The organism is Ruegeria sp. HKCCA5763, from assembly GCF_013034545.1.
GTDB lineage: Bacteria > Pseudomonadota > Alphaproteobacteria > Rhodobacterales > Rhodobacteraceae > Ruegeria.
The window spans coordinates 101,183-126,536 of record NZ_WQGF01000011.1; the positions used below are offsets into that span (position 1 = coordinate 101,183).

Here is a 25,354-nt window from a genome sequence, read left to right on the forward strand (position 1 = left end):
TGTCAAAGCGACCGGAATTCGAGAGGTCAACTCAAACGGCCGCTTTGATCTCAATTCACGAAATGCAGCTGGTCGAACTCTCTGCGCCAGTCGGAAACCTCTGCTAGAACAGTTTCACCACTCAGGCCGCGCATGATCAGATCGGCCAAACGCTCAGCGTCGTCGGACCTCATACCCCACCGCACCAACTCTGGGGTGCCGATCCTCAGGCCGTTCATGTCCGCCTCTACGGGTTCGACCGGCAAGCCGATGCCACATGCGAGGAACCCGCTTGCCCGCAGCTTTTTGGATGCTGTTTGACCTCCGCCGAAAGCCTTCGCAAGAACCGCGAATTGGTGGGAATTTGTAAAACCATCCCGGCAAGTGAAGATCGGAACACCCTGCTCGTGCAACGCTTGGGACAACGCTTGTGACATGGCGATCATCTCGCGCGCATAGGCCGAACCAAATTCCTTCCAATCCAACATCGTGACGGCGAGAGCAGCAGTCTTGGCTGCATCGAAATTGGCAGTCATGCCGGGAAAGGCTATCGCGTCCAGCGCTTTCGCAATTTCGGCTTCATTTGAAACGATCAGACCCCCAGCCGGACCACCAAGGCTCTTATAGGTGCTCATAGTCATGAAATGCGCACCTTCTTTCAACGGGTTGGACCACGCGCGTCCGGCAATGATGCCACACTGATGGGCGGCGTCGAACATAACCCATGCTCCTACTTCGTCCGCAATGGCGCGGACCTCGGCCACAGGATGTTCAAACAGATTAAGGCTGCCGCCAATCGTGATCAGCTTGGGCCTCTCAGACTTCGCCAGTTCGCGCAACCCATCCAGATCGACGGTGTAGCCATTAGCGTTCACAGGTGCTTCGATTGTTCGCAGACCAAAAAGTCCGGCGCAACCAGCTACATGATGGGTAACGTGCCCGCCAATTGAGGCGGGAGGAGCGATTATTGTGTCGCCTGGTTTGCAAGTCGCCATAAACCCATAGAGGTTGGCAATGGCGCCTGAAGGCACGCGAACTTCGGCAAACTGGGCATCAAAAACCTCGGCGCACAGTTCTGCGGCGATAACTTCGATCTCTTCGATTGCTTCCAGCCCCATTTCATATTTGTCGCCGGGGTAACCCAAGGAAGGTCGCGACCCAATGCCTGAAGACAAAAGCAGTTCGGCTTTGGGGTTCATCACATTGGTTGCCGGGTTTAGGTTGAAGCACTCTTTCTCGTGGATGCGACGGTTTTCCTCTGCCAAATGCTCAATCCGGGCCAATAGATCACCCGACGGTGTCGCAGCGGCCTTTGTTGCGATGTCCTGAACCAAGGTTTCGCTTACGGCGGGCACCCAATCTCTTTGCGCAAGTGTCATCTGACGATCTCCTGTTTTTCTCAATGTGACGACTGCCGCGTGACATCGCAAAGCAGAATTGATATTTCTTGGCGTAGAAAAACTAAGGCTTCTGAAATGAGCGTTGTTCCTAATCGCCCGAATGGACCACCTCTGAACGCCATGCGCGCCTTTGAGGCTGCTGCGCGCCACGTAAGCTTTGCCGCGGCAGCCGAAGAGTTGAGCGTCTCACCGGGCGCGATATCTCAACACATAAAAACACTGGAAGGTTGGGCAGGGTCCCCGCTGTTTCGCCGCAATGCCCAGGGCGTTGAGCTCACCCCTGAAGGGCAGTCACTTGTCGCGGATTTCACCTCGGCCTTTGACCAAGTGGCCGATGCGGCCCGAGCGTTGCGCAACTTAACGCCCAAGGCCGATTTTCACATCGCATCCCTGCCCAGTGTTGCCCAACTTTGGCTGCCCAAGCGTCTGCGTCAGATCAGAGCTCAATTGCCAGACATCACTTTTTCTGTAACAGCCATGGAAACTCCGCCCACTCTTGGGCGTGAGCTGTTCGATTTGTCGATCTTCTTCGCCGTGCCGGATGGATCGCCAAGGCAGATCGCTGTTTGCAAGGACATTATCGCTCCGGTTTGCGCGCCTACGCTTCTGGATCGCGCCCGAGGCGGAAACGGATTTGAAGACATTCCACTACTGCATGATCAGGCTTGGAAAGACGATTGGTCCACTTGGGCCCAAAATACTGGGTATAAACTGCGCGATGATCAAAGTGGACCTCAGTTTTCGCTCTACAGCCTTGCCGTCGAAGAGGCCAAGGCCGGCGCAGGCATGTTGATCGGACATATGTGTCTGATCGAAGAAGCTTTAGCTTCTGGTGCTTTGACGCCCGTGCATAGTCAATCCTGCCATACAGGTCGTTCTCTTGTGATCGAAATGCCAGAACAATCGAGACGCAGACCTGAAACGGGCCAAGTTGTTCAATTGCTGTCAGACTGAACAATCATCTACGCCAAAGATTGAACTGTCTCTGCTTCCGCTAATTGGGTTGGATTTCACCTTTTCTGAGCGATAAACTGCGGTTGGGGCTTGCCGCGATGGGCGGCTTTGGGCGCTGACAGTTTTGGAACTCGATCTACCTGCCGACGCTGATATTGACTTCAGAACCTGTCTGCTAAGTGTGCAGTCAGCCACTTTCGTATGATCGAAGTTTGTTAGAAGACAAGCTTCCAACTCTTCCTACTTCGAGAAAGTAATGGCTGTGCTACTGTCGCGAAGCTTACACCGTCCTGAGCCCGCTCAGCCAATTGCAGCTGGGTCGTCGTGGTATCGACATGCACCACCCCTTTGTCGAACGGCCCCATCGCGGCATGGGCGTCGGGCGGCGGCTGATCGAAGGCGCAATATACAAGGCGCGCGCGCTGTCCTGCTCCTACATGATGGTCGGCACCCACCCCGACAATTCAAAAGCCCAAGCCGCCTACCTGGCTTGCGGATTCGAGCGGCGGGATGCGGTGCATCCCCGGTTTCACTTTCCTCTCGATGCCTAGTGGGTTTCAGAACCGACCAGCAAGCCTTACAACCGCTCAACCATGTCGATCGGTCCAGCCTCAGCCTCAATCGCGCGGTTCAAAGCTTTCCGGAACAGTTTGGCCCCCGCGTCCAGTCCCAGATCAATATGGGGCGTCTTGGCGTATTTCATGCCCAGATGAACCTTTTCCAACACTTCTTTGTCCTCAAGAAACGCCATCCGCGCGCCATCATTCATGAATTTGGACACCTCGGCATTGTCGGGATCGGAATTGCGGTGCTGGAACCAAAAATACCGGGTTCGATCCTCATCAATCGGGGTCATGAAGTTGTAAGAGATGTTGATGAATGTCTCAGCAACCGGTTGCTTATCATAGCCTCCGGTCCCGACGGGCGTGTAGATGGATTTGTTCAGCCCGATCGCAGGCATACACATCTCATAGTGCTGCAGTCGGTCACAATCACCGTCAAAGGCCACCAGTTTCGCGTAATAAGGCGACGGCGGCTTGTTCTCGATCCAGCGCGAAACGATTACGCCTCGATCTGTTCTATTCACATCCAACGGCTCTTCATCCGTGCCTGCACCTGCAAAGGACGACACATGAACCCAGGCTACATGGCTTGGGTCCAACAGGTTGTCGCAGACCCACAGGTAGTGACAGTCAATATCCATCACCCCGCCATCGGTTTTGCCCCAGCTTGGGTCATCGAAGTTATCAATCGGGAAAATCTTGTCAGGATCGGCCAGATCCGGGTCGCCCATCCAGATCCACAGAAAGCGATAGCGATCCACCACCGGGTAGGATTTTACAACCGCTCTACGCGGGGTCATACCGCGCTGGGTCGGGCTATCGGTGCATTTACCCGAGCAGTCGAATTTCAGACCGTGATAGCCGCATTCCACAACATCGCCAATCAGGTTGCCATTAGACAGCGGCAGCTTGCGATGCGGGCAGGCATCCTCAAGCGCGACGGGGGTGCCGTCCTGCTGGCGGTAGAACACAATGTTTTCGCCTAGAAAGGTCTCGGCCTTCAGTTCGCGCCCGATATCCTTGCTCCAAGCGGCGACATACCAGCAGTTTTTCAGAAACATGGACGAGCTCTCCTGTTGGTCAGATGGCTTGCGCCAGTATGGGCGGATGCCCCTCACTCCGCCGACTCCACCCGCACAACTCTAATGCTGGGATCGACCCGGCTATAGGCTGCGAGCAAACGTTGGTTCCACTTTTGAGAAATGTAATCAGCCATAAACCGCGAAGGAGCAACGAGGGTCACAGTCCCCCCTGCCCGCTCAGCTTCGGATAAATGTTGAAACCAGCTTGCCCACAGTTCTGGATCTCGTTCATGAAGATTCGACTGGACCTGTGACCAGACATCGCTCTCGCCATCTTCGGTGGGCGCGGGTTTCATCGTGAACGGCACAATATTTGTTTCCGGCTCCGGTTCATGCATCATACGCGCATGGAAGTCCGAACCTATGATCGGCCACACCTCTTGCGTGTCGATCATGATCTGTTTGAGGTCAATCTCGTATACGGCGACTCTGCCACGCGCCGCAGGCCTTTTGACGGATACCCACCCTAATGCGCGAAATTTGGACATTTCGCGCTTTACTGTCCTTTCGTTCACTGCCCAAAGGCGCGAAATTTCTTCGCGTCCAATCGACAATTCATTGCTGCGCCAGTTATATCTGGTCGTAATCAAGGCGATGATACGCAGAACACTACGCTGTCGATGTTTGTCTCCTGACAAGGCGTGAATGGTCAGCGCAGAGAGTATATCGTATTTTAAGGCCGCCGCATTACGCCCGACCGGTTTAGCCAGTTGCATACCCGTTCTCACCGCTTCTTCTGCCTCAGACGGGTTTATCCCGCCATGTCCGCGCTGTTTTCCAACGCTTTTCGCCATCTTGGCCTAATTAGCGTCCAAACCTTCGATTCTGTCAAGAAGAGTCTGAAGTCGAGGCAACCTTTAGGTCGGTCATCCTTCAAAAAAGAAAAGAATTTGGTGAATCACTGGTGAAGGGGGACATGCAGTACGTCCCCTTAAAGAGTTCTAATGTCCCCCTATATATAGGATTTGACAGTTCCCTGTCCCCCTAAATAACGAGGTTCCTGGTACATGACTCGCTGAGCGGCGCGGCCGAATCTCCCGAATCGCTTTTGCGCTTAGACGCCTTGTTTTCTTACCCGTGGGTAAGGTTGCAGTTTCATGATATTTTCTTTTGCGTAAAGTGCAAATCGGTCGTAAATAGGAAACGAACAGAAATTTACGTTCCAAATATAGAGATCAGAGGCATGTACACGCACGAAGACCTGAGCGCATTGCGCAACCAATCCCTCAAGCTGCAGGGCTGGATTCGCCAGCAGACTTTTAGCCCCGAAATGGAGAAGACACTCCGCCGGTTTTCAAGCTGGGAGGTTTCCGAGCTGATCTTCCGAGTCAACCAGTCGACCTTTCGCGGCAAATTGGCGGCGGATCCGTCCCTGCCCAGTGGCGAGGTCGAGCCGGATGGGCGCCAGAGGTGGTTCAGCCTGGAAGAGGTGAACGAGTTGCGACGACGTCTCAAGGTGAACCGGAAGTCCCTGATGCCCCCGCGCCCCGAAGGCAAGCGCGCCATTCGCGCTGCTGTTGCCAACTTCAAGGGCGGAGCTGGAAAATCGACCGTGGCGTTACATCTTGCGCACGCCTCTGCACTGGATGGGTATCGTGTGCTTGTGGTGGACTTTGACCCACAGGCGACGCTGAGCCATTCGATGGGTCTTACGGATGTGGCCGAGGATTATACTGTCTGGGGCATCATGGCCCGGGATCTAATCCGTGAAACGGAACGTATGAACAATCGCCCCGTTGCCGCGCAATCAGGGACTGCCCTACCCCGCCGTGAACTGCCGCCGTCAATTACAGATATGGGTCTTGGTGACCTCAGAATCTCGGACTTCATCAGAAAGACTTCCTGGTCCACGATCGACGCGATCCCGTCCTGTGCCAATGCTGCCTTCGTTGAATTTGCTTCGGCGCAGTATCGGCATCTTAACCCTGAGTGGTCATTCTTTGCGGCTGTGTCGCGATATCTGGATCAAATCCCCGATGATGCCTATGACCTGATCATCTTCGATTGTCCTCCGGCCATTGGTTATCAATCCATGAATGCCGTCTTTGCTGCTGACATGCTTTATATTCCATCGGGCCCGGGATACTGGGAGTACGATTCCACCACGTCTTTCATAGGTCAGCTTGCCGAGGCGCTGGAGGATCTGGCTTACGGCTTCGACAAAACCTTACCCACGGGTAAGATCGGCTTGCCGAAAACATTTTGTGAGTTGCGGTTCCTACTCACACGATATGAGCCGGGTAACGCTCTTCACCATGCGATGTTCGAGGCTTTCAAAAAGGTCTTTGGTGAGCACGTCGCCGAGCACCCGGTGGAAATGACTCGCGCAGTTGAGCAGTCGGGCCGCTTTCTTAGCTCGGTTTATGAAATGGATTATCGCGAGATGACACGGGAAACCTGGCGTCGAGCGCGTTCGACATTTGACAACGTATATGAAGAATTCCGGGGCGTCATGTTGTCGGCCTGGGACAAGCTGGAGGATGAGGCATGAGCCGCAAGCGCAGAATGTTCGATATCGACATACCGGCAATGGACGACATTCCTGTCGGGAAAGTGCCGGACAAAGTTCTTGAGAAGCGCCGAGGTCCGATGGCAGCGGCGATTTCTGAAAATGCCGATGCATTGCGGGATCAGCAATCGACAGAAGAAACCATTCGAGCAGAAAACGATCGCCTGGCACATGAGTTGGTCCGCCTTCGGAACGAAGGTTTGGTCACTGAACATGTACCTCTGGCCAATGTCTTGACCGAAAAGCTGACACGAGATCGCAAGCCTGGACCGGATCCAGAGTTGGACGAGCTCAAGGATTCTATTCGGGACATTGGGCTGTCCAATCCAATCCGACTTGAACGTCGTTCGGATGGGCGGTTCGAACTCATCCAAGGGATGCGTCGCCTATCTGCTTATCGAGCATTGCTCGATGAAACGGGTAAGGACGTGTACGCCCGAATTCCGGCGGGCATTTCAGAGGCTAGTGACCTCGACAACAGCTACCGTCGCATGGTGGATGAAAACTTGATCCGTAAGGATATCTCATTTGCGGAAATGGGCGCACTCGCACGAGCGTATGCAGAAAACCCGTCAAATGATTGCCCGGACGTGGACAAGGCCGTTTCCACGTTGTTCAAGTCGGCAAGCTACACCAAGCGCAGCTATATCAGGTCGTTTGCCAGTTTGTTGAGGATGTTGGACAAAGTGCTGATGCATCCAAATGACATTCCGCGAAATGTCGGCGTGGAACTTAAACGCAAGTTCGATGCAACGCCAAATCTTGTGCGGCAGGTGAGCGAGACGTTGATGAGCGAACCGGATCGTGACGGCGTTCGCGAGGTCGCGATTCTCAGGTCTTTTTTAGGGGCGTCAGAGGCCAGCGAAGACAAGAAGCCTAAGGGTGAAAGCTCCAGTAAGCCTCGGCGTGCGAAAACTACGTTTCAAGTAACCGGCCGGGCAGGGGTTGCGAAATGCTCTGCTTCCAGCGGGCGTATTGAGTTGAAATACAACTTGGACTTCACGCGGGTGGATCGCAACAAACTGGAAGAGGCGATCGCCGCTTTTATTGAAGCTTTGCCTGAAGAAGATGACCTTACCCACGGGTAAGAATTAGGGCAGTAATCTATCAAAGGCGCGGACTGCAGTTCGCGCCTTTTTTGTTGGAGACGTATTAAGCCGGGGCCAGTATCGGCATCCAGGATCGGGCCAAGCTAGTTCGTTTTGAGTATGATAGAGCGGGCATTGAGGGCCTATGCTGAGGCAGAAGCTATTTTTCGCAAAGCAGCGCACAAACGTGGAACTAAGCCAAAGTTTGAAGCTGGCGATTAAACCAATCCTCTGGAATGCAGCCCTTATAAGGATAACGTTACCACCGCTCGCAGCAATTTTTTTGAAACACTCATGTGATGCTCCACTGATTTTCCTATGCTTCTTGCCTTTAGCTCGGGGCGTGGAGTCTGGCGGTTTACGATATTGATTTCAGTTAGAGACCATCCAACTTGTGCAACTCTTTTGGGGGGTCCAGCCACGCAGCAAGGTTTGTCATGTGCTAGACAAAAGGTTTTGGCAAATATTGGCAGCCGCAGAGCGGAGTTTTTTGTTTGAGTTACGTTTTGGTCAAGTTGAACCTTGGTCTAGGGCAGGGTACTCAACACCGTCCTTGCCTCGTTCTCTGCCAGCGCTCAGCTACGACTTGGCTCTTAATGCTCCAAGAGTGAGAAAAGGTGCGCTTACGTGAGGTGTCGTGTAACGTGCAATAAGTTTAAAAAATGATCATTAAAATAAGCTTAAGCAAGAAATTGTGTTATCTAGGGGGATCTGTTGCAAAGTTTCTTACTGACCGAAGAGTTGACACGGTTTCGTTGCAAAGTTTTAGGTCGGCCAAATAGATCTGCGATCGCTTCCGGGTCAGATTGCCAACTCGGAGAATTGACGAAACGGGCAGAGTCCCGGTGTGAAATGGCCTTTACGGATCATGTGCGCGACCTCGATGCCAGCCAGGGTCGCTGATGCCGAAGCAAAAGACTTGAAGCCGAACATCAGGCGGGTTCGTCTTTTGATGAAACGATGGTCCTGTTCCACGATGTTGTTCAAGTATTTTCGCCTGACCATTTCAATTGGGACCTGGCAACCAAAACCTTTCAGCATCTTGTTGGTGGCCTTGAGGCCAGCGGTGTTAGCTCCACTTTTGTTGATGACAATCTTTCTCGGAAGGCCGTTGACCTCCAGCATTCGGGCAAAGAACTTGGTGGCCGCGGGTTTGTTTCGACGTTGCGAAAGCATGAAATCAAGCGTCTTGCCGTGCTTGTCGACAGCTCGATAGAGATAGACCCAGTTTCCTTTCACCTTGATGTAAGTTTCGTCCATTCTCCAGGAGCGGTCGCACGGCCCCCTTCGACGACGCGCCGCTTCAGCAATTGCGCCTGCATACCGCGTCACTCAGCGGTTCAGCGTCGTGTGATCTACTGCAGCGCCTCGCTCATGCATGATCTCTTCCAGATCGCGATATGACAAACCGTATCGGACATAGAAAAACACTGCGAAGAGGATCACATCTTTCGGATACTGCCCGCCTTTGAAAGAGATCATAATAACAAACTTTCAACTTCAATATTTCGATATCCAATCACTCGAAGAACTTATGAGCGTCAACAGTCAAAAGTTTGCAACAGATCCAGACGCAGTGCTGCGTGCGATGATTCCGCTGCGCACTACCCCCAGAGAGTGCCCAACAACAAATTCGCCCCCAGCAGCGAAAATGCGCCTAAGAAAAAGCCTTTGAAGGCTTCGGAATTTGCCCTATGCCGCAACCGCTCACCTGCGGAAAACCCAATCAGGGTCGGAACCAGCAAGAAGACCGAGACTGCCAGATCCGCTTGCGAACTGTGCCCGACAGCTATGAACATCGCCAAAACGGACACACTACCAGCCGTGATTAAGAACCCGAGTGCCTGAACAAATGCGTCACGCTCCAGTCGGAGACCGGTCAGGTACATAGCCAATGGTGGCGCCCATGCGGCAGTCAACCCACCAACCAGCCCGGCAACCAAAGCGCTGATTATTTCGAACAAGCGCACTGTGCTTGACGGGATCGGAGGCACCATGTCACGCCAGCTGAAAAAGCAAAACGCCAGTACAAACGCACCTAGCACAGCGCGCAAAAACCGATCTGGAGTGGATTGACTGAACCAGACGGTTCCAGCGACGCATAGGATCAAAATGGCCGCGTAGCGCCAATGCCGTTTCGCGCATCCAACCATGTCAGGTCCACGCCAGAATTGCCAGACGTTGCTCAGCAACATTGGGATCAGGATCAATGTGACGGCGGATCTTGCGTCGAGCTTAAACGTTAACAGAACCAGCGCGACGGTCGGCATTCCCAGCCCAATGAAACCTTTCACTGCGCCTGCCAGCAGCAGGACGGCGCTGGCAAACGCGATCAGGGAAATGTCATGCATTGCTGCTTCGATTTACTTTATCTGCCTGTCGCGGCTTTCGCGGCAAAGCTTGAGAGCCGCAGGTTTCGGCGTATCTTAGCGCGGTGATACATTTTCGGCAATGCTTGCGGGTTTATGTGCGAACAGGCAATTGCCGTTCATGACGGAAAAGAAACTACGCGGCGCGTGTGCCGGTGGAACATCTTGCAGTTGCTAAGCAAGCAAAAAACCGTTCAGCTTCTATGTGTACTTTAAGAAACAAGCAGCTAAAGAGAAGGACCAGCATGTCGAAGGCACCCCAATCGGACTTGCAACGCGCCCTCGCGGCGCGTTTCAGCGATGCACCTTCACAAGTTGAAAGCACCGCACAATCGGACCTTTTGTATTCCATGGCGGCCCGTGGTTCTTGTCGTGCATTCACGGACAAGCCAATCCCATCCGATTGGGTCCGCACCATCTCCGCGATCGCCCTATCCGCGCCCACAAAGAGCGATCTGCAGCAGTGTGATATCATCTTGCTGGAATCCGAAGATATCCAAAGACGTCTTGCAACACTTGTGTCGGGTCAGTCTTGGGTCGCGGATGCGCCGATGATTGCCGTCATTTGCGGCAACAACCGTCGCCAAAGGTTGTTGCACGAATGGCATGGTGTCCCCTTCGCAAACGACCATCTTGACGCGTTTTTCAATGCAACGGGGGATGCAGCGATTACGCTGGGCGCTTTCGTGACAGCGGCGGAAGTGCTTGGACTCGGCTGCTGCCCGATCAGCGCTGTGCGAAACAAGGCTGCGGCGGTCTCTGACCTGCTTGATCTGCCGGACCATGTTTTTCCATTTGCGGGCCTCGCATTTGGTTTTCCCGCGCAAACGCCGAAGATCTCTAAGCGGCTGCCACTACAGGTCACATGTCACGTCGACCATTATAGGGAGGTCAATTTGAAGGAGACAATTGTGCAATACGATGAAGAGCGCGCGACGTCGCAGCCCTATGAAAAACAGAGATTTCCAAAGAAATTTGCGGACAGCGAAAGGTATTCCTGGTCTGAAGACAAAGTTCGGCAGTATAGCGAGCCCGAACGTGCTGACTTTGGTAACTACGTTCGGTCATGCGGCTTCGAGCTTAATTGATTTGTACGCTAGGATGCTAAGCACTTCAGGACGCGGAGGGTTGATGTCAGAAGTCGTAACACACGAGCCAGAGAACGTCCTTTGCCAACAATTCAGAATGGGCGAACAAATTTCTTCACAGTGGGCTTTGGAGGAATACATTTCGCGGACTGCGGTGCAGCACGGTTGGCAATTGATTCCCAGGAGTCGCAACAAGGTTTGCTTTGACGCTTACGGGTACCGAGCTATCACAACACTTGCAAGGTCAGAACACGAAACTGAAGTACTGTCGGCGGAAACCATTTTTTCTCCGTTGCCCAATAAAGGATCTTGGTGGGTTGACGTAGGACTGATCCTGCTCTGCTGCGTTCTGGTCTTCATTCTGCCGGAGTGGTGCTTGGGTGCCATAATGGTCGCCGCAATCATTTATGTTGCAGCTCCTATTTCCCTTCGCAACAGGTATGCGAAGGCAGAAATCAGAAAATTTGTCACGTCGCTAATGGACTGAAGCAAATACCTTCTCGGATTCACTACCGTGATATTCTTTCATCAGGTCAAAGTGAGACGGCTCTTGAAACAAGATACTTTCCTTATTTCGCGATTGTCACTTTTGCGATATCTCAATGGCATGCATGAGCGCCTCGAATAACTCGTCGAGAACCCGTTTTTTGACTTGGTTGTCTCTGTAAACTAGGCCGAGCGTTCTTATTGGCGCATCCGGGCCGAGGCCAATGCGCATTACTGGGACGGCATCAAACGGCTTGACCGCAAGATCAGGGACGATGGATACACCAAGGCGGGCGTGTACCATCGATACAATCGCTTCTGGGCTATCCAATTCCATTGTCTCAGCCACCTGAATACGTTTCGAGAGAAGCCAATTGTCTATTAGAGTCCCTGCAACAGCGTTCCTATCGAATCGAATAAATGGCTTGGATTTCAAAAGAACCACCGGGTCCACTTCTGTTTCGTCGATGGATGCGATCAGTTGCATTGGCTCTTGCGCCAGTTCTCGAAAGGTGAGACCGGCAGGCATCAAGTTTGGTTTGACAACAATTGCAGCGTCCAGGCCTCCACGTTCAATCTCTGTTAGCAAGGCGCCTGTCAGCCCAGGGCGAATGTGAAGCCCAATTTCGGGCCACTTGGATTTCAAGGCTGCCATCGCCTTTGGCGTTAGCCCTGTCAGTGTCGTACGCAGAGTTCCAAGAGTGATAATGCCTTTGAGGCCGCCGTCTTCTAAGGCGGACGGTACCAGATTGTCATAAGCATCGACTAGCGTTCGGGCCTTTGCAACGATCAGATGCGCCGCTGGGGTAAGCTTTGGCGTGCGCGTGCTCCGATCAAACAGTTCAATGTCCAGCTGGGCCTCAAGTGCCTGCATTTGCTGACTGATCGCGGCATGGGTCACGTGAATGACATTCGCGGCTTCACCAAATGTTTTGGTGTCTGCAATAGCAACTAGGGTTCGGAGTTGCCGGATCGTCATGTCCAATCCTTTCACCCATTGGGTCGATTTTTCAGCCAATGTCGGGCCGCTTGGGGCCTTGGGGCCGCACGAGCTAATGACTGTCTCTATAACGACCAAATGGTATTTTGAAAGCTTTACTAAATTTAATATAAATATTTTTTCGCTTATTTACAGATTGTCTTACTGTTAATCAGAGTCACTATCGTGGCTTTTCGGCTGTGTCCGGTGCGCTTCTCATCGCTTGTTTAGAGGGAAATTCCGTGAGTGACTATGGTGACATGTTGCAACAGGCCAACTTGATCGGCGGCGCTTGGAGCGGATCGGAAAGCGGTGAGACCATTTCGGTGACGAACCCGGCAACTGGTACAGTCATCGAACATGTGCCTAGTTGCGGTATAAGCGAGACCAATCGCGCGATTGCGGCAGCGACGGAAGCGTTCGACGGCTGGTCAACCAGCAATCTGTCTTTCCGTGTTGGTCTGCTGCATAAGTTGCACGACGCATTGATGGACAACCAGGAAATCCTGGCGCAGCTGCTGACAGCAGAGCAAGGCAAGCCGCTTGCCGAGGCGCGTGGCGAAATTGCCATCGGCGCGGCCTATGTGCGCTGGTTTGCTGAAGAGGTGCGGCGCGCCAAAGGCGAGATTGTGCCGTCTCCGACCGCCGATCGCAAACTCATGGTGACACGCCATCCTGTGGGAGTTGTGGGGGCAATCACACCGTGGAATTTTCCGTCCTCCATGTTGGCGCGAAAGCCCTCACCCGCGCTTGCCGCAGGATGCACGATAGTTGCAAAACCAGCGACGGCTACGCCCTATTCTGGTCTTGCCTGGGTCAAGCTGTGCCAGGATGTCGGTTTTCCTGACGGTGTCGTCAGCATCCTGACCGGCTCCGCCCGAGAAATCGCCGGAGCCATGATGGCCAGCCCTGATGTGCGCAAGGTCACCTTTACCGGGTCAACAGACGTTGGCAAAGTGTTGATCCGCCAATCTGCAGACACGTTCAAGAAAGTGTCGATGGAGCTAGGGGGCAATGCACCGTTCATCGTGTTTAACGATGCAGATATTGATGCGGCTATCGAAGGGGCAATGATCGCGAAGTATCGCAACATGGGCCAGACCTGCGTGTGCACGAACCGCTTCTACGTACAGGCTTGTATTCACGACGCCTTTGTCGCGCGGCTAAAGCAGGCGTCCGAGGAATTGGTTGTCGGGGATGGCGCGCATGATGGTGTCGCACAAGGGCCGATGATCGACATGGCAGGCGTCGAGAAAGTGGAAGATATGATCGCGGATGCGACTTCCAAGGGTGGCAAAATCGTCTCTGGTGGCAAAAGGCACGAGATAGGCGGCACCTTTTTTGAACCAACAGTGATCACCGCTGCAAACGCCGACATGAAATGCGCAACCGAAGAGATCTTTGGCCCGCTTTCCGTTGTCTTCAAGTTCGAGACCGAACAAGAAGCTTTTGAAGCCGCTAACGCCACCGAGTTCGGCCTTGCAGCTTACGCCTACACCAAATCGCTCGGGCGCACTTTTCGGCTAAATGATGGGCTTCAGTATGGGTTGATCGGGATCAACTCCGGCCTGATCACGACCGTCGAAGCTCCGTTCGGAGGACTCAAGGAAAGCGGTATGGGCAAGGAAGGCGGTAGTCAGGGTTCGGAGGATTACCTGTCTGTCAAATACATGTGCGTTGCCGGTTTGGACGCCTGACAAGAAATCACCGCGTCCCGAGGGGACGGAGCTGCACAGAGCTTGGCTCGACAAATAAGGGAATGAACGATGCGCGCCGCTGTTGTCAGAGACTTCAATGAAGATCTTTCCATTGAAACGGTAGAGGACCCAAGCTGCCCCGAGAACGGCGTTGTTCTCGAAGTGGCTGCCTGCGGGGTGTGTCGTTCTGATTTTCATGGATGGGTGGGCAGTCATCCCAAAGTCACCAGTGGTTCAATCCTAGGGCATGAATACTGCGGAACAGTGGTCGAGGCAGGCGCGCAGGCCAAACACAAGATCGGCGACAAACTGATCGCCCCGTTCATTTTGGGCTGTGGTGATTGCCTGGCGTGTCAGACGGGTCACTCGAACACCTGTGAAAGTGCTATTGTCCCCGGTTTTGGCGCGCCGGGCGCCTACGCAGAATTTGTTGCCGTTCCGTTTGACCACAACCTAGTTCACTTGCCTGAAACAATGCCAGACGCGCTGGCCGCTGGTCTTGGCTGTCGGGTCACAACCGCGTGGCACGCATTGACTGATCGCGCTAATGTGCGGGCAGGTGAATGGGTCGCCGTACATGGCACGGGCGGCATTGGCCTGTCGGCTTTGCTTCTGGCCAAAATGCTGGGGGCGCGGGTTGTTGTCGTCGATGTCGTTCAGGAAAAGCTGGATCATGCGCTGACGCTGGGCGCAGATGCAACCGTGAACGCAGCGACCGAGGATGTTCCCGACGCCATCCGCGAGATCACCAAGGGCGGTGCGCAGGTCTCACTTGAGGCGCTTGGCATCGCGCAGACGACGAACGCATCTGTTGAATGTCTCGCCACCCTTGGTCGGCACGTGCATGTGGGCATGCCCGCCAGTGATGGCATAATGGAGGTTAACATGCGTGCCATCTATTCCAAACAATTGGCCTTTTTCGGGACCCGCGGCATGCCTGCATGGAAATACCCGTCTTTGTTGGAGATGATCGAACGGGGCGACGTGGATCTTACCCCCATGTTGGATCGCGAAGTCACCCTATCTGGGGCAAGTGCTGAATTGCGCTCGATGAAGGGCCCGACGCGTCCCGGAACAGCAGTGATTACGGATTTCTCCAAATGACGGCAGAGGTTCTGAAAGTCACCATTCAGCGCGATGCAGACCGCGTCGAAACTTTCGATGTGCCCGCCTATGAGAACCAGACTGTATTGGATGTAGTGTCCTGGGTGCAGCAAAACGCGGACCCGACCTTGAGTTATCGGTTTGCCTGTCGTGTCGGCATGTGCGGCAGCTGTGCGATGATGGTCAACGGTGTCCCGCGCTGGACTTGTCGCACACACATCTCCAAGGTTGTTGATGGCAATGCGGTGATGATCGGACCGTTGCGCAACTTGCCCGTCATCAAGGATCTGGCCGTTGATATGGATCCGTTTTTTGACAAATGGGTTGCCGCCGAAGGTGTGCATCACGGCGCTCTCACACGAGATGACGAGATTGCCCCGGTGCATGAGACAAGCGCCACGAGGGTCGAAGCGAATGCCGGAATTGAATGCATCAATTGTTCTGTGTGTTACGCCGCTTGTGACACAGTGGCGAGCAACCCCGACTACCTCGGTCCGGCTGCTTTACAGCGGGCCTGGACCCTCCTGAACGATGCGAAGGACGAAGGGCGCGTCGCGATTTTGGATGCTGTTTCCGGCAGTGGTGGATGTCACAACTGTCACTCGATGGGGTCATGCACGATGTATTGTCCGAATGAGCTGAACCCGATGTCAGCTATCGCGGGGCTGAAACGAGAAACCGCAAAAAACTTCTTCAAGAGGGGGCGCTGATGCTGAGTTTGCGGCTTTACATGTTTCAACGGCTAAGCGCGCTGCTGATGGCCCCCTTTGTGGTCGGGCATCTGGCGGTGATGATCTATGCCATTCAGGGTGGGTTGAGTGCTGCTGAGATCTTGGAGCGTACCCAAGGGTCTGTGCTCTGGTTTCTGTTCTATGGCATCTTCGTAGTCGCGGTTTCCATCCATGGCGCCATTGGCTTGCGTGCTATCGCGTTGGAATGGGGCGGATTGAAAGGCGCTGCGTTGGAAGGGTTCATGTGGCTTGTTGGACTGGGTTTGTTAGCGCTTGGCGCGCGCGCCGTTTGGGCGGTGACCTTTTCGCAAGGAGTGGGCGTATGAAGGCGGCAAAAGGCATCACATCCCGCGCGCATCCCCTGTGGCTTGCCTATATCCTGCACCGCCTGTCCGGGCTCGCGCTGGCCTTGTTCCTGCCCCTACACTTCTGGGTGCTGGCCATGGCGATGACAGACCCCGTTAGGCTGGACGGCTTCCTTCATCTCACCGAAGCGGCCGCGGTGAAGATCGCAGAGTTTGGTCTCGTTTTCCTTCTGGCTATTCACATGTTTGGCGGTTTGCGTCTGATAGCGATGGAATGGCTGCCGTGGAGCGCACCCCAAAAGACACTAGCGGCAGGTGCAACGGCGGGATCTTTTTGCATTGCGATTCTCTTTTTCATGAAAGCGATTTGACATGAAAGTTTCTGACATTGAACGCCACGACACCGACATTCTTATCCTCGGCACCGGAGGCGCTGGCTTGTTCGCTGCACTTCACGCCCAGCAGACAGCACCAGAGGGGGCGAAAATCACCATCGCGGTGAAAGGCTTGATCGGAAAATGCGGCTGCACTCGAATGGTTCAGGGCGGGTACAACGTGGCCCTTGGGGGCGGCGATACGGTTGAACGGCACTTCATGGACACGATCAATGGCGGCAAATGGCTGCCCAATCAGGACATGGCGTGGCGCTTGTGTGAGCAGGCCGTGATCCGCATTCGCGAGCTGGAAAACGAGGTCGGGTGTTTCTTTGACCGCAACGCGGACGGGTCGCTACACCAAAAGGCATTTGCCGGGCAAACGGCGGACCGGACGGTTCACAAGGGTGATCTGACGGGGATCGAGATCATCAATCGGTTGATGGAAAAGGTCCTCGCCTCCGGTGTTGAGAAACTGCAAGAACACCGCGCGGTGGGTCTAATCCCGACCAAAGACAGCCGTGCGCTGGCGGGCGTTCTGATGATCGACATGCGGACTGGCAAGTTCCGTCTGGTGCGTGCCAAAACGGTGATGATGGGCACGGGCGGCGGGCCGACCATGTACAAATACCACACTCCATCCGGTGACAAGACCATGGATGGTCTGGCCATGGCTTTGCGTGCGGGGCTAACTTTGCGGGACATGGAAATGGTGCAGTTTCACCCAACAGGGCTGCTTGCCGGGGATCATACCCGCATGACCGGCACCGTTCTGGAAGAAGGCCTGCGCGGCGCTGGTGGACAGCTCATCAGCCACACTGGTCAGCGGTTCATGTTCGATTATGACGACAGAGGCGAACGTGCCACCCGTGATGTGGTCAGTAGGGGTATCTATGCCGAGATGCGCAAGAACAACAATCCCGAACAAGAGGGCGTCTTCATCTCAATGGCACATCTTGGGCCGGATAACGTGCGTAAGAAGTTTAAAGGCATGGTCAACCGCTGCGCTGACAGCGGCTTCGATCTGGCCGCCGGTAAGGTCGAAGTTGTGCCAACGGCGCATTACTTCATGGGCGGCGTCGTCGTCGATGTCGACACGCGCACGGAGATGGAGGGTCTTTATGTCGCCGGCGAGGACGCCGGCGGCGCCCATGGGTCCAACCGCTTAGGCGGGAATGGTGTGGCCAATTCCACCGTCTATGGCGGTATCGCAGGCGACACGATGGGGCGCGATGTGGCAGGCATGAGCCTGCGTGACCCAGACGAAGATGTGCTGGCGGCAGAGTTCGAGCGCGCCATCTATCCGCTGAGCCGCAAGCCGGATCTTGTCCTACCGCTGCGAAAGCAGTTGCAGAATATCATGTGGGACGACGTGGGTGTCATGCGCACCGAGGCTGGCATGAAGCGCGGGTTGAAAGGGATAGCAAGCGTCTCTGAGGCCTTGATGGATGTAGGTGTTGAGGACAGTAATCTAGCGTTTAACCTGACTTGGCATGACTGGCTAAATCTACGTTCACTGTGCGATGTATCCGAGGTCATTGCCAAAGCCGGGATTGCTCGTGAAAACTCCCGCGGGGCGCATTTCCGTGAAGACTATCCAGAGCCTGGTGCGATGGAAGACAGCGCATTTACTGTCGCAACACTGCAAAACGGCAGGGTGGCTGTGAACAATGAACCCGTTAAATTCACCATCGTGCGTCCGGGCGAGACTGTCTTGCCCGAAGGTGCGCCTGAAACATTGGTTGCAGCACAATGATACCCATAAACCTGATCCAATCCACCGCCGAAACCCTGATGGACAAGGCCGCTATTGAAATCCCGCAAGACTACCTCGATGGCTTGCAAGAGGCCGCTAGGACAGAAGACGGCGATCTGTCGTCGTTTGTTCTCAAGGCGATGCTGGAAAATTACGAGGCCGCCAAGGAAGACCGACGCGCGATGTGCGGTGATACTGGCGTGCCGCGCTGGTTCGTCAAGATGGGCAACGAAGCGCAGGTTGAAGGCGGTATGGTCGCACTTGAAGCCGCTCTGCGCCGCGCAACGGCGAATGCCACCAACGGTGTTCCGCTACGACCGAACCGAGTGCATCCATTGTGGCGGACGGATCACAACAACAACGTGGGCATCGGCGCGCCGGAGATCGAATATGGCTATGAGCCCGAGGGCGCATGGGTAGATCTGATCACCGTCCACAAGGGCGGGCTTTTTGGTTCGGATTACCGGATGCTGTTCCCGTCTGATGGTATTCAGGGGATCAAGCGTTTCTACCTCGACAGCCTTATGGCTTTCGGCAAACGCGGCCTTGCCTGCCAGCCTGCCATCATCGGCATCGGGTTGGGGGGATCCAAGGATATCTGCATGACACTGGGCAAACGCGCCTCGACGTTGCGGATCGTCGGATCGCGTAACAGCGATCCAGAAATCGCCAAGATGGAGGATGAATTCAAAGAACTTGGCAACTCTATCGGCATGGGTGCCATGGGGTTTGTCGGCAAGAACATGGTAATCGATTGTAATATCGAAGTTGGGTATTGCCACACGGGCGGAATGCCCATGTCGGTGCATGCGTTCTGTCTAAGCTCGCGCCGCGCCGTCGCCCGCATCCACGCGGACGGGCAAGTCGAACATCGCACGGACCCAGACTGGTTCACCGACTATCAGCGTCGTGAAACCATTGACTGGGAACCTATGCGGGAGGCAGCAGAATGAGCGCACCGCGTGAAATCATCCTGTCCACCACCCCCGCCGACGAAGAGATCGCAGATCTGCGCCTGGGCGATGTCGTCTACCTTGATGGCCTGATGTACACAGCTCGAGAAGGCGTCTATATGCGCGCTCTAGAGGAAAAGGCGAATATCCCGATGGAGTTGCCCTCCCAATCCGCCGCCAACTTCCACTGCTCACCCGCCGCTCGAATCAACCCGGATGGGTCTTTTGACATGGGCGCTGTGACGGCGACGGCATCTTTCCGCTTTGCCAAATGGTTGCCTGAATGGATGGCCAAGACCGGGGCAAAGTTAATCGTCGGCAAGGGCGGCATGACATCGAAGGACTACAAGGAATACTTCGTGCCTAATGGCGCAGTCTACCTGTCGACCGTCGGATACGGCACGGGTGCGCTTCTTGGGCGCGGCGTTGAGAATGTCGAGGCTGTGCACTGGAACGAGGAACTCGGCCTCGCGCAGGCGATGTGGGTTCTCAAATGCAACCGCATGGGCCCCTTCATCGTCGCCTCCGACATGTACGGTGACTGTCTTTTTGAACGGGAAAACGCCAAAATCGCTAAGAACGTAGCACGGGTCTACGAGGGCACCAGGCCTGCAACCCTTAAACGCTATGGCGAAAGTGACGACCGCACGGATGAGGTCATTTGAAGGTATGCCTATCGATGCGCATAAAGATGAAGTCGCACGGGAATCGGAGTGCCTCATACCATTGTTTATCCTGGAGACATTGGTGAAGTCAGATCGACCGATGTCCGTGGCTGACACGGGTTAATCCTTGGAAATAGAGACAGCGGTGCTGCAACCGCATTTCGAGGCATTGGAAGAGCAAGAGTTCATCCAGAGTTCTGGATTGCCGAGCTTCTCTATTTTTGGTCGTAGATTGGTGATGCTTTGTGCGGCGTTAGGAACCGGTGATCTCACTTAGGGCGCTGGCCTTCAGGCAACTGGCAAGTGAAGTACAGTCAGAGTATTCCGCGATGTCCAGAGTACCCGCAATTTCTCACATTCGCGCGAACACTTTTCCTTAAGGCACCTCGAATTAAGTAATCAGCGCGCGCAGCATCAGTATAATGCCCGACAGAAACATCATTGCGATGATCAAGCGACGAAATTGATCATCGTCCAGCCGCTTGAACAGCGAGATCCCGATCTGGGCAAAGACAATAGTAACAGGAAGCGCTAAGCCGATGAGTATCAGCGTATCCCACGAATAGGCTCCGTTGACCGCAAACATGATACACGCGAGCGCCAAGACAGCCACGTTAAAAGGCTGAAGCACAGCACGGGTTTCAGCCTTAGGCCAAGGACACATGGCGCACCACATCGTCGGCAATGCGCCCGACAACGATGCGGCACCTCCAAGTAAGCCACCAAAGAATCCGACGATGCATTCGATTATTGGTGCGGGGCGTTCGAGTTTTGGCAACGTGGTGCGGAAAGTGAAAAATCCGCCATAGAGCAGCATGAAACCTGCGATGATCATCTTAAGTGTCTCCACCGGAATGTACGAAAGAGCGGCTACGCCCATCGGTATCCCTGGAAGAGCGGGCAGCAGGAAGCGCGCGAGGCGCCTTGGCTGATTTGCAATGGACCTTCGTACCAACCAAACGCCTTGCAAACCGCTGGCGACGGACATCACAACAACCACTGAAACCGCCTGAACCGGCGGCATGACATTTAGCCAGAAGCCAAGTGCAAAAAGAGCTGTGCCGAATCCCGCCAATCCGTTGATGAGCCCACCAGCTGCCGCCCCCATAAGCAGGTAAACATAGAGCTCGGTTGGCAATTGCAATGTCCTTAAATTCAACGCCCAGCGAGATAATACGTAGTCTTACTTGACTACGAAGAAGCCCAACAATTTTGCGCGCTTTCGCAACCAATTCCAAGCCCAATCGACGGCGATTGCGGTTTTCGTTGCAACCGACAAAAATTCTTGACACCCCGTATTTCTCTCAGAATCTTCATCCTCCCACCGAAGCTGGCCGGTAGCCCCAAACTTTGGGTGATTTTCAAACGCTTCCCCTTGTAGTTCATTTTGTTCGGGCTGATTCCGTACAGCGCACTCAGCCAATTTGCCTCGGTGCCAAATCGCGATCTTAGTGTTGCTGTAGCGGTCAATAACGAACATGATTTTGATCTGAACGCTTCCCATGGCCACGCAATTCCCATTGGCGAAAAAAAGTCCGTATTGTCGTCGTCTTTCGATTCTAAACACGGTTCGGAGAAAGCTCAGTCTCAGTTCCAACTAGAACAACACTCGTGAATGACCGGATTGACGACAAGCGCTGCGTTGCATCAGCACGTGTGCCGCAGCCGCGAACAAATGCTGCGTCAGCAAGGCACGAAAAACGAATGTAGAGAAAGTCCGCGTAGGGGTAACTCGAACAGAGCCCAGAAAACGGCTGCTCTGAGCCCAAAGCAGTCCAAGTGAAGCGACAAAGCACTTGGCGCGAAGGTTGTATGACCACTTTTTCTATCGCCCTAGACTTAACCGCACAAATCCGAAGCCTCTATCGAATTCTGGGGCATCCGTTTAAACTGCGCACTACGTGGAAGAGAAATCAGGTAATTCGGTTTGCTTCAGTGCAGGATGGCTTAGATACGTTTTGAACCAAAAACTCAGCCCCACCATTTTCTTGCTTCGCCATGGTGAAACCGAATGGAATTTGCAGAAACGACGTCAAGGTCGGCAGAACTCGCTCTTGACTAAGCGAGGGGTCGCTCAGGCATTGGCGAGTGCAAAAAGACTGGGGCACCGCCTATCCAGCCGTCACCCTCTGACGGTAATTTCAAGCCCACTTGGTCGAGCGGCACAAACGGCTTCCATCGTCCTTGAAGAGCTTGGCCTACCACCAGAAACCATCGAATATGAGAATCGTTTGGTGGAATGCAGTTTTGGACAATGGGAGGGCTTGACGGAAAACGAGATCATAAGGCGGTTTCCCCTGGAATGGGACGCGCGCAGTTCTGACCGTTGGAACTATCCTGTGCCGGGCGGAGAATCCTATGCTGACGTACATAACCGGGTTTTTGCTTGGTATTCCGGCAAGTCGTTTGAGGGGGCTGTCATAGTTGTTGGCCACGGCTTAACCCTGCGCGTGTTTCGAGGGATCTACTTGAACTTGTCCCCAGAAGAAGTTTTTGAATTGAATGAACCTCAAGATGGTTTCATCGAGTTGCGATGCGGACAATCAACCTTCGTGCAGCACTGAGGTGTCGAAGTTTGGCACTTAATCCCATGATATAGGATTTCCGCTGGCTATAAGCCTAGAAAACAACTTCTGAATGAAAGGGTTAAGCCGTTTTTTCAGAGCAAAGTAGCTATCGACCTAAGTCTGGAAAAACTGCAACGCATCGGTTCAAGGTAGCAATTCGCGAATTGATTTGTTCTTTTTAGGGTCGTCTTTTAGGTCTAAGAGCAAGTCTTCCAGCTCTGGCTGTTTGAGTGCTTTCGCAGCTCCTTTCGGTGAAAACCAGTGCCTTTTTCTTTCGTGCCTTTCCTTCCAACGGCGCTTCACCTTATCGACGTAGAGCGGGTAGACGGTGGCCTTCACTAGGACACTGGTACCGTCGTTAAAAATCTTAGCGTACTCAAACTCACCGATCGGCTTGCGGGAAATTGTACCTTCCACCCCAGCCTCCTCCAACGCTTCAATTTCTGCCGCGCGCCAGTCTTGCTCGCCGACCATCGGCCAGCCCTTGGGCATGATCCAGCGCCCTGTGTCACGCGACGTGATAAGGAGTACCTTGAGGCGGTCGACGAACAACTGCAGAGGCAATGCTGCAACTTGTTTAGTACGCTGAGCCACTATGCTTCTCGCCCTCCACAGCAGGTTGAAGTGATGATGTGACCGATCCTTTCCGATTATGACTGGTAGAAACACAAAAAAACGTCACCAATTAGCGACGCAGAATTCACTGGTTGTCGATATGCCACCCCATGCCCAAATCCGACAGATGCCTTTGAACCCGCCCAGGGTAGTCAGATACAATTGCATCCACGCGCAGGTCGATCATCCTGCTTATTTCTTCGTGCTCATTGACAGTCCAAACGGCGACACATAAGCCCAGCTCTTTTGCAAGGGCCACATTTTCTGCTGTCACATCCGCATAATATGGGCACCAAAGCGAACCACCGGCTTGCTTGACCAAAAATGGGATTTCGTCGCAGCGACCGCGAAAGTCTGGGCAAACCGCTTTCGAGGAATCTTCGCCCACTTCGTCCTCGTTTTCCGGAAGCTGCGTAAGGTAAGAAGACGGCATGTCCGGAGCCTGCCGCTGGCATTCTTCCAAAAGGTTCCAGTCAAAACTGTGTAAAACCGCGCGCGTAGATAGACCTTTGGCGCGAACCTCCTGAAGAACTCGCCCAACAAAGTTCTCTCGAAAAATCGCATCGTGAGCCAGGTCAGGATCCGATTTCAGTTCGAGCATCAGATAGGCATCGCCGTATTTTGCTTCGGCTACCAAATCGAGCAAGTCTATCAGCCTTGGAACACGAACGCCGTCCAGTTGCGCCTGATCCGGGAAACGTTGGCCATAGTCAGAATGCCCGTCTAACCGTCCAATATCGAATTGTTGGATTTGCTCGAAAGTCAGAGATGAGACTTTCGGCTCTTCACCGGTCAGAAACAGGCCATTGGTGTGGCGAAAGCCAGATGCGTGCAGACGATGATTGTGGGTTATGACCGGAACGTCATCAGCTGTTAGAACGACATCAAATTCAAGAAGCGGTACGCCGATGGACAGCGAGAAATCAAAACCAATCATGCTGTTTTCAGGCAAAACGCCTCTTGCTCCTCGATGTCCCACAACACGGATCAGGTTGTTTCCACCACGAAATGCTTCGACCTGCGGAAACCCCATTAGCTTTCCAGCCTTTCCCCGGTTGATTGGTCAAACAGATGCATGTGCTCAGAGGCGACCGAAAACCGCATATTCGGATGTCGGTCCTCGATCGGATGAACTCCCGGAAGGCTTATGGTGATCGCTCCGCCGCCTCTCGCGAGTTGACCGTGTAACAGAGTGTTGGCCCCTAACGGTTCCGCCATCTGGATCGCCGCTTCTAGCGGACCACTATCATCCAACAACAGGTGCTCTGGGCGGATCCCCAGCTTCAACGCGTTATCGGGACCCGCAGATGGGCCAACTTCTATTTCACCGATCTTGACTGTCCCGTTCTCACGCCGGGCATCAAACACATTCATCGCCGGGCTGCCAATGAACTGTGCCGCGAACAATGTTCTCGGTGTTTCGTACACCTCCAGCGGAGTTCCAATCTGTTCGGCGATACCGCCGTTCATGACGATCATCCTGTCTGCCATCGTCATCGCCTCGACCTGATCGTGGGTTACGTAAAGCGAGGTGATGCCCAGCTTCTCCTGAAGCTCACGAATTTCCAGACGCATCTGAACACGCAGTTTAGCGTCTAGGTTCGACAGCGGTTCATCAAACAGGAATACTGCTGGTTCGCGGACAATAGCCCGACCCATTGCCACCCTCTGACGCTGGCCGCCGGAAAGTTGTCTTGGTTTGCGATCCAGTAAGGGTTCCAGTTGCAACAGCTTGGCAGCCTCAGTCACCTTCTCGTCGATCTGGCTCTTGGGCAGACCGGCGATCTTTAGGCCGTACCCCATATTCTGGCGCACAGACATGTGTGGATAGAGTGCATAGTTCTGGAACACCATCGCGATGTCGCGATCCATCGGCTCTTTGTCGTTGGCTCGTTCTTCTCCAATTCGGATTTCGCCATCGGTCACGGTTTCTAGACCCGCAACCATCCGCAACAGCGTGGACTTGCCGCAGCCCGAGGGTCCGACGATCACGATGAACTCACCATCAGCAATATCGATATCGATGCCGTGGATGACGTCCGTTGGGCCAAAGCTCTTTTTGACGTTCTCTAGGGTTACTGTTGCCATTT

General features: G+C 54.0%; 25 protein-coding genes and 1 pseudogene. 15 read left to right on the forward strand and 11 right to left on the reverse strand.

The window, feature by feature from the left end:
* Positions 1-50 precede the first annotated feature (50 nt).
* Positions 51-1,358: a serine hydroxymethyltransferase gene (glyA, locus tag GOV89_RS17740; RefSeq protein ID WP_171180556.1), complete on the reverse strand. Its 1,308-nt coding sequence runs from the start codon at positions 1,356-1,358 to the stop codon at positions 51-53.
* Between the two features lie 96 nt (positions 1,359-1,454).
* Here glyA and GOV89_RS17745 point away from each other — a divergent pair, with 96 nt between their 5' ends.
* Positions 1,455-2,333 (forward strand): LysR family transcriptional regulator, encoded by an 879-nt coding sequence (locus GOV89_RS17745; RefSeq protein WP_171180554.1) that lies wholly within the window; start codon positions 1,455-1,457, stop codon positions 2,331-2,333.
* A gap of 335 nt (positions 2,334-2,668) precedes the next feature.
* Complete coding sequence (locus GOV89_RS17750; RefSeq protein ID WP_171238744.1) at positions 2,669-2,884, forward strand: GNAT family N-acetyltransferase; 216 nt, start codon at positions 2,669-2,671, stop codon at positions 2,882-2,884.
* Positions 2,885-2,910: 26 nt separating this feature from the next.
* On the opposite strand, the gene GOV89_RS17755 is transcribed toward GOV89_RS17750, so the two are convergent.
* Both GOV89_RS17755 and GOV89_RS17760 read right to left on the reverse strand, forming a co-directional pair.
* Positions 2,911-3,957 (reverse strand): aromatic ring-hydroxylating dioxygenase subunit alpha, encoded by a 1,047-nt coding sequence (locus GOV89_RS17755; RefSeq protein WP_171180550.1) that lies wholly within the window; start codon positions 3,955-3,957, stop codon positions 2,911-2,913.
* Between the two features lie 53 nt (positions 3,958-4,010).
* Entirely contained in the window at positions 4,011-4,772 is a 762-nt protein-coding gene (locus GOV89_RS17760) for a DnaA N-terminal domain-containing protein (protein ID WP_245224505.1), read from the reverse strand.
* A 389-nt stretch (positions 4,773-5,161) separates the two neighbouring features.
* Between GOV89_RS17760 and GOV89_RS17765 the strand changes: the two genes are divergently transcribed.
* Both GOV89_RS17765 and GOV89_RS17770 read left to right on the forward strand, forming a co-directional pair.
* Positions 5,162-6,469, forward strand: coding sequence for an AAA family ATPase (locus tag GOV89_RS17765; protein WP_171180549.1), 1,308 nt, complete (start codon positions 5,162-5,164; stop codon positions 6,467-6,469).
* Complete coding sequence (locus GOV89_RS17770; protein WP_171180547.1) at positions 6,466-7,575, forward strand: ParB N-terminal domain-containing protein; 1,110 nt, start codon at positions 6,466-6,468, stop codon at positions 7,573-7,575. Before GOV89_RS17765 ends, GOV89_RS17770 begins: the two co-directional genes overlap by 4 nt.
* Positions 7,576-8,376: 801 nt before the next feature.
* Here GOV89_RS17770 and GOV89_RS17775 read toward each other — a convergent pair.
* Together GOV89_RS17775 and GOV89_RS17780 are read right to left on the reverse strand one after the other, a co-directional pair.
* A pseudogene (locus GOV89_RS17775) lies at positions 8,377-9,057 on the reverse strand (IS6 family transposase).
* A 122-nt stretch (positions 9,058-9,179) separates the two neighbouring features.
* Positions 9,180-9,926 carry a sulfite exporter TauE/SafE family protein gene (locus GOV89_RS17780; protein WP_171180545.1) on the reverse strand — a complete coding sequence of 249 codons (747 nt, stop codon included), beginning with the start codon at positions 9,924-9,926 and terminating at the stop codon, positions 9,180-9,182.
* Between the two features lie 173 nt (positions 9,927-10,099).
* Between GOV89_RS17780 and GOV89_RS17785 the strand changes: the two genes are divergently transcribed.
* Complete coding sequence (locus tag GOV89_RS17785; protein ID WP_348540121.1) at positions 10,100-11,032, forward strand: nitroreductase family protein; 933 nt, start codon at positions 10,100-10,102, stop codon at positions 11,030-11,032.
* Between the two features lie 43 nt (positions 11,033-11,075).
* Positions 11,076-11,519, forward strand: coding sequence for a hypothetical protein (locus tag GOV89_RS17790; protein WP_171238745.1), 444 nt, complete (start codon positions 11,076-11,078; stop codon positions 11,517-11,519).
* Positions 11,520-11,615: 96 nt separating this feature from the next.
* Here GOV89_RS17790 and GOV89_RS17795 read toward each other — a convergent pair whose 3' ends face one another.
* Positions 11,616-12,497, reverse strand: coding sequence for a LysR family transcriptional regulator (locus GOV89_RS17795; RefSeq protein WP_171180705.1), 882 nt, complete (start codon positions 12,495-12,497; stop codon positions 11,616-11,618).
* Positions 12,498-12,757: 260 nt separating this feature from the next.
* Here GOV89_RS17795 and GOV89_RS17800 point away from each other — a divergent pair, with 260 nt between their 5' ends.
* The 8 genes from GOV89_RS17800 to GOV89_RS17835 all read left to right on the forward strand — a co-directional run bounded on the left by GOV89_RS17800 (position 12,758) and on the right by GOV89_RS17835 (position 20,082).
* Positions 12,758-14,194 (forward strand): NAD-dependent succinate-semialdehyde dehydrogenase, encoded by a 1,437-nt coding sequence (locus GOV89_RS17800; RefSeq protein ID WP_171238770.1) that lies wholly within the window; start codon positions 12,758-12,760, stop codon positions 14,192-14,194.
* A gap of 69 nt (positions 14,195-14,263) precedes the next feature.
* Positions 14,264-15,298: a zinc-binding dehydrogenase gene (locus tag GOV89_RS17805; protein WP_171238746.1), complete on the forward strand. Its 1,035-nt coding sequence runs from the start codon at positions 14,264-14,266 to the stop codon at positions 15,296-15,298.
* Positions 15,295-16,008: a succinate dehydrogenase/fumarate reductase iron-sulfur subunit gene (locus GOV89_RS17810; RefSeq protein WP_171180539.1), complete on the forward strand. Its 714-nt coding sequence runs from the start codon at positions 15,295-15,297 to the stop codon at positions 16,006-16,008. Before GOV89_RS17805 ends, GOV89_RS17810 begins: the two co-directional genes overlap by 4 nt.
* Positions 16,008-16,355, forward strand: a complete 348-nt coding sequence (locus tag GOV89_RS17815) for a succinate dehydrogenase (protein ID WP_171238747.1) — start codon at positions 16,008-16,010, stop codon at positions 16,353-16,355. Before GOV89_RS17810 ends, GOV89_RS17815 begins: the two co-directional genes overlap by 1 nt.
* Positions 16,352-16,705: a succinate dehydrogenase gene (locus tag GOV89_RS17820; RefSeq protein ID WP_171209831.1), complete on the forward strand. Its 354-nt coding sequence runs from the start codon at positions 16,352-16,354 to the stop codon at positions 16,703-16,705. The genes GOV89_RS17815 and GOV89_RS17820 overlap by 4 nt, the downstream gene beginning before the upstream one ends.
* Before the next feature lies 1 nt (position 16,706).
* Positions 16,707-18,464, forward strand: a complete 1,758-nt coding sequence (locus GOV89_RS17825) for an L-aspartate oxidase (RefSeq protein WP_171238748.1) — start codon at positions 16,707-16,709, stop codon at positions 18,462-18,464.
* The gene (locus tag GOV89_RS17830) at positions 18,461-19,417 is read left to right on the forward strand and encodes a fumarate hydratase (protein ID WP_171180531.1); all 957 of its coding nucleotides are present in this window, start codon (positions 18,461-18,463) and stop codon (positions 19,415-19,417) included. Before GOV89_RS17825 ends, GOV89_RS17830 begins: the two co-directional genes overlap by 4 nt.
* Positions 19,414-20,082 (forward strand): fumarate hydratase C-terminal domain-containing protein, encoded by a 669-nt coding sequence (locus GOV89_RS17835; RefSeq protein WP_171180529.1) that lies wholly within the window; start codon positions 19,414-19,416, stop codon positions 20,080-20,082. The genes GOV89_RS17830 and GOV89_RS17835 overlap by 4 nt, the downstream gene beginning before the upstream one ends.
* Before the next feature lie 391 nt (positions 20,083-20,473).
* On the opposite strand, the gene GOV89_RS17840 is transcribed toward GOV89_RS17835, so the two are convergent.
* Both GOV89_RS17840 and GOV89_RS17845 read right to left on the reverse strand, forming a co-directional pair.
* A complete protein-coding gene (locus GOV89_RS17840) occupies positions 20,474-21,220 on the reverse strand; it encodes a sulfite exporter TauE/SafE family protein (protein ID WP_371809148.1) in 747 nt (248 codons plus the stop codon).
* A 45-nt stretch (positions 21,221-21,265) separates the two neighbouring features.
* Positions 21,266-21,562: a hypothetical protein gene (locus GOV89_RS17845; protein ID WP_171180527.1), complete on the reverse strand. Its 297-nt coding sequence runs from the start codon at positions 21,560-21,562 to the stop codon at positions 21,266-21,268.
* A 421-nt stretch (positions 21,563-21,983) separates the two neighbouring features.
* On the opposite strand from GOV89_RS17845, the gene GOV89_RS17850 reads away from it, so the two are divergent.
* Entirely contained in the window at positions 21,984-22,646 is a 663-nt protein-coding gene (locus GOV89_RS17850; protein WP_171180525.1) for a histidine phosphatase family protein, read from the forward strand.
* 147 nt (positions 22,647-22,793) lie between these two features.
* Here GOV89_RS17850 and GOV89_RS17855 read toward each other — a convergent pair whose 3' ends face one another.
* From GOV89_RS17855 to ugpC, 3 genes are all read right to left on the reverse strand, one after another.
* Positions 22,794-23,243 (reverse strand): NUDIX hydrolase, encoded by a 450-nt coding sequence (locus GOV89_RS17855; RefSeq protein ID WP_171238749.1) that lies wholly within the window; start codon positions 23,241-23,243, stop codon positions 22,794-22,796.
* A 106-nt stretch (positions 23,244-23,349) separates the two neighbouring features.
* Positions 23,350-24,297: a glycerophosphodiester phosphodiesterase family protein gene (locus tag GOV89_RS17860; RefSeq protein WP_171238750.1), complete on the reverse strand. Its 948-nt coding sequence runs from the start codon at positions 24,295-24,297 to the stop codon at positions 23,350-23,352.
* Positions 24,297-25,352, reverse strand: a complete 1,056-nt coding sequence (ugpC, locus tag GOV89_RS17865; protein ID WP_171238751.1) for a sn-glycerol-3-phosphate ABC transporter ATP-binding protein UgpC — start codon at positions 25,350-25,352, stop codon at positions 24,297-24,299. Before ugpC ends, GOV89_RS17860 begins: the two co-directional genes overlap by 1 nt.
* Positions 25,353-25,354 lie beyond the last annotated feature (2 nt).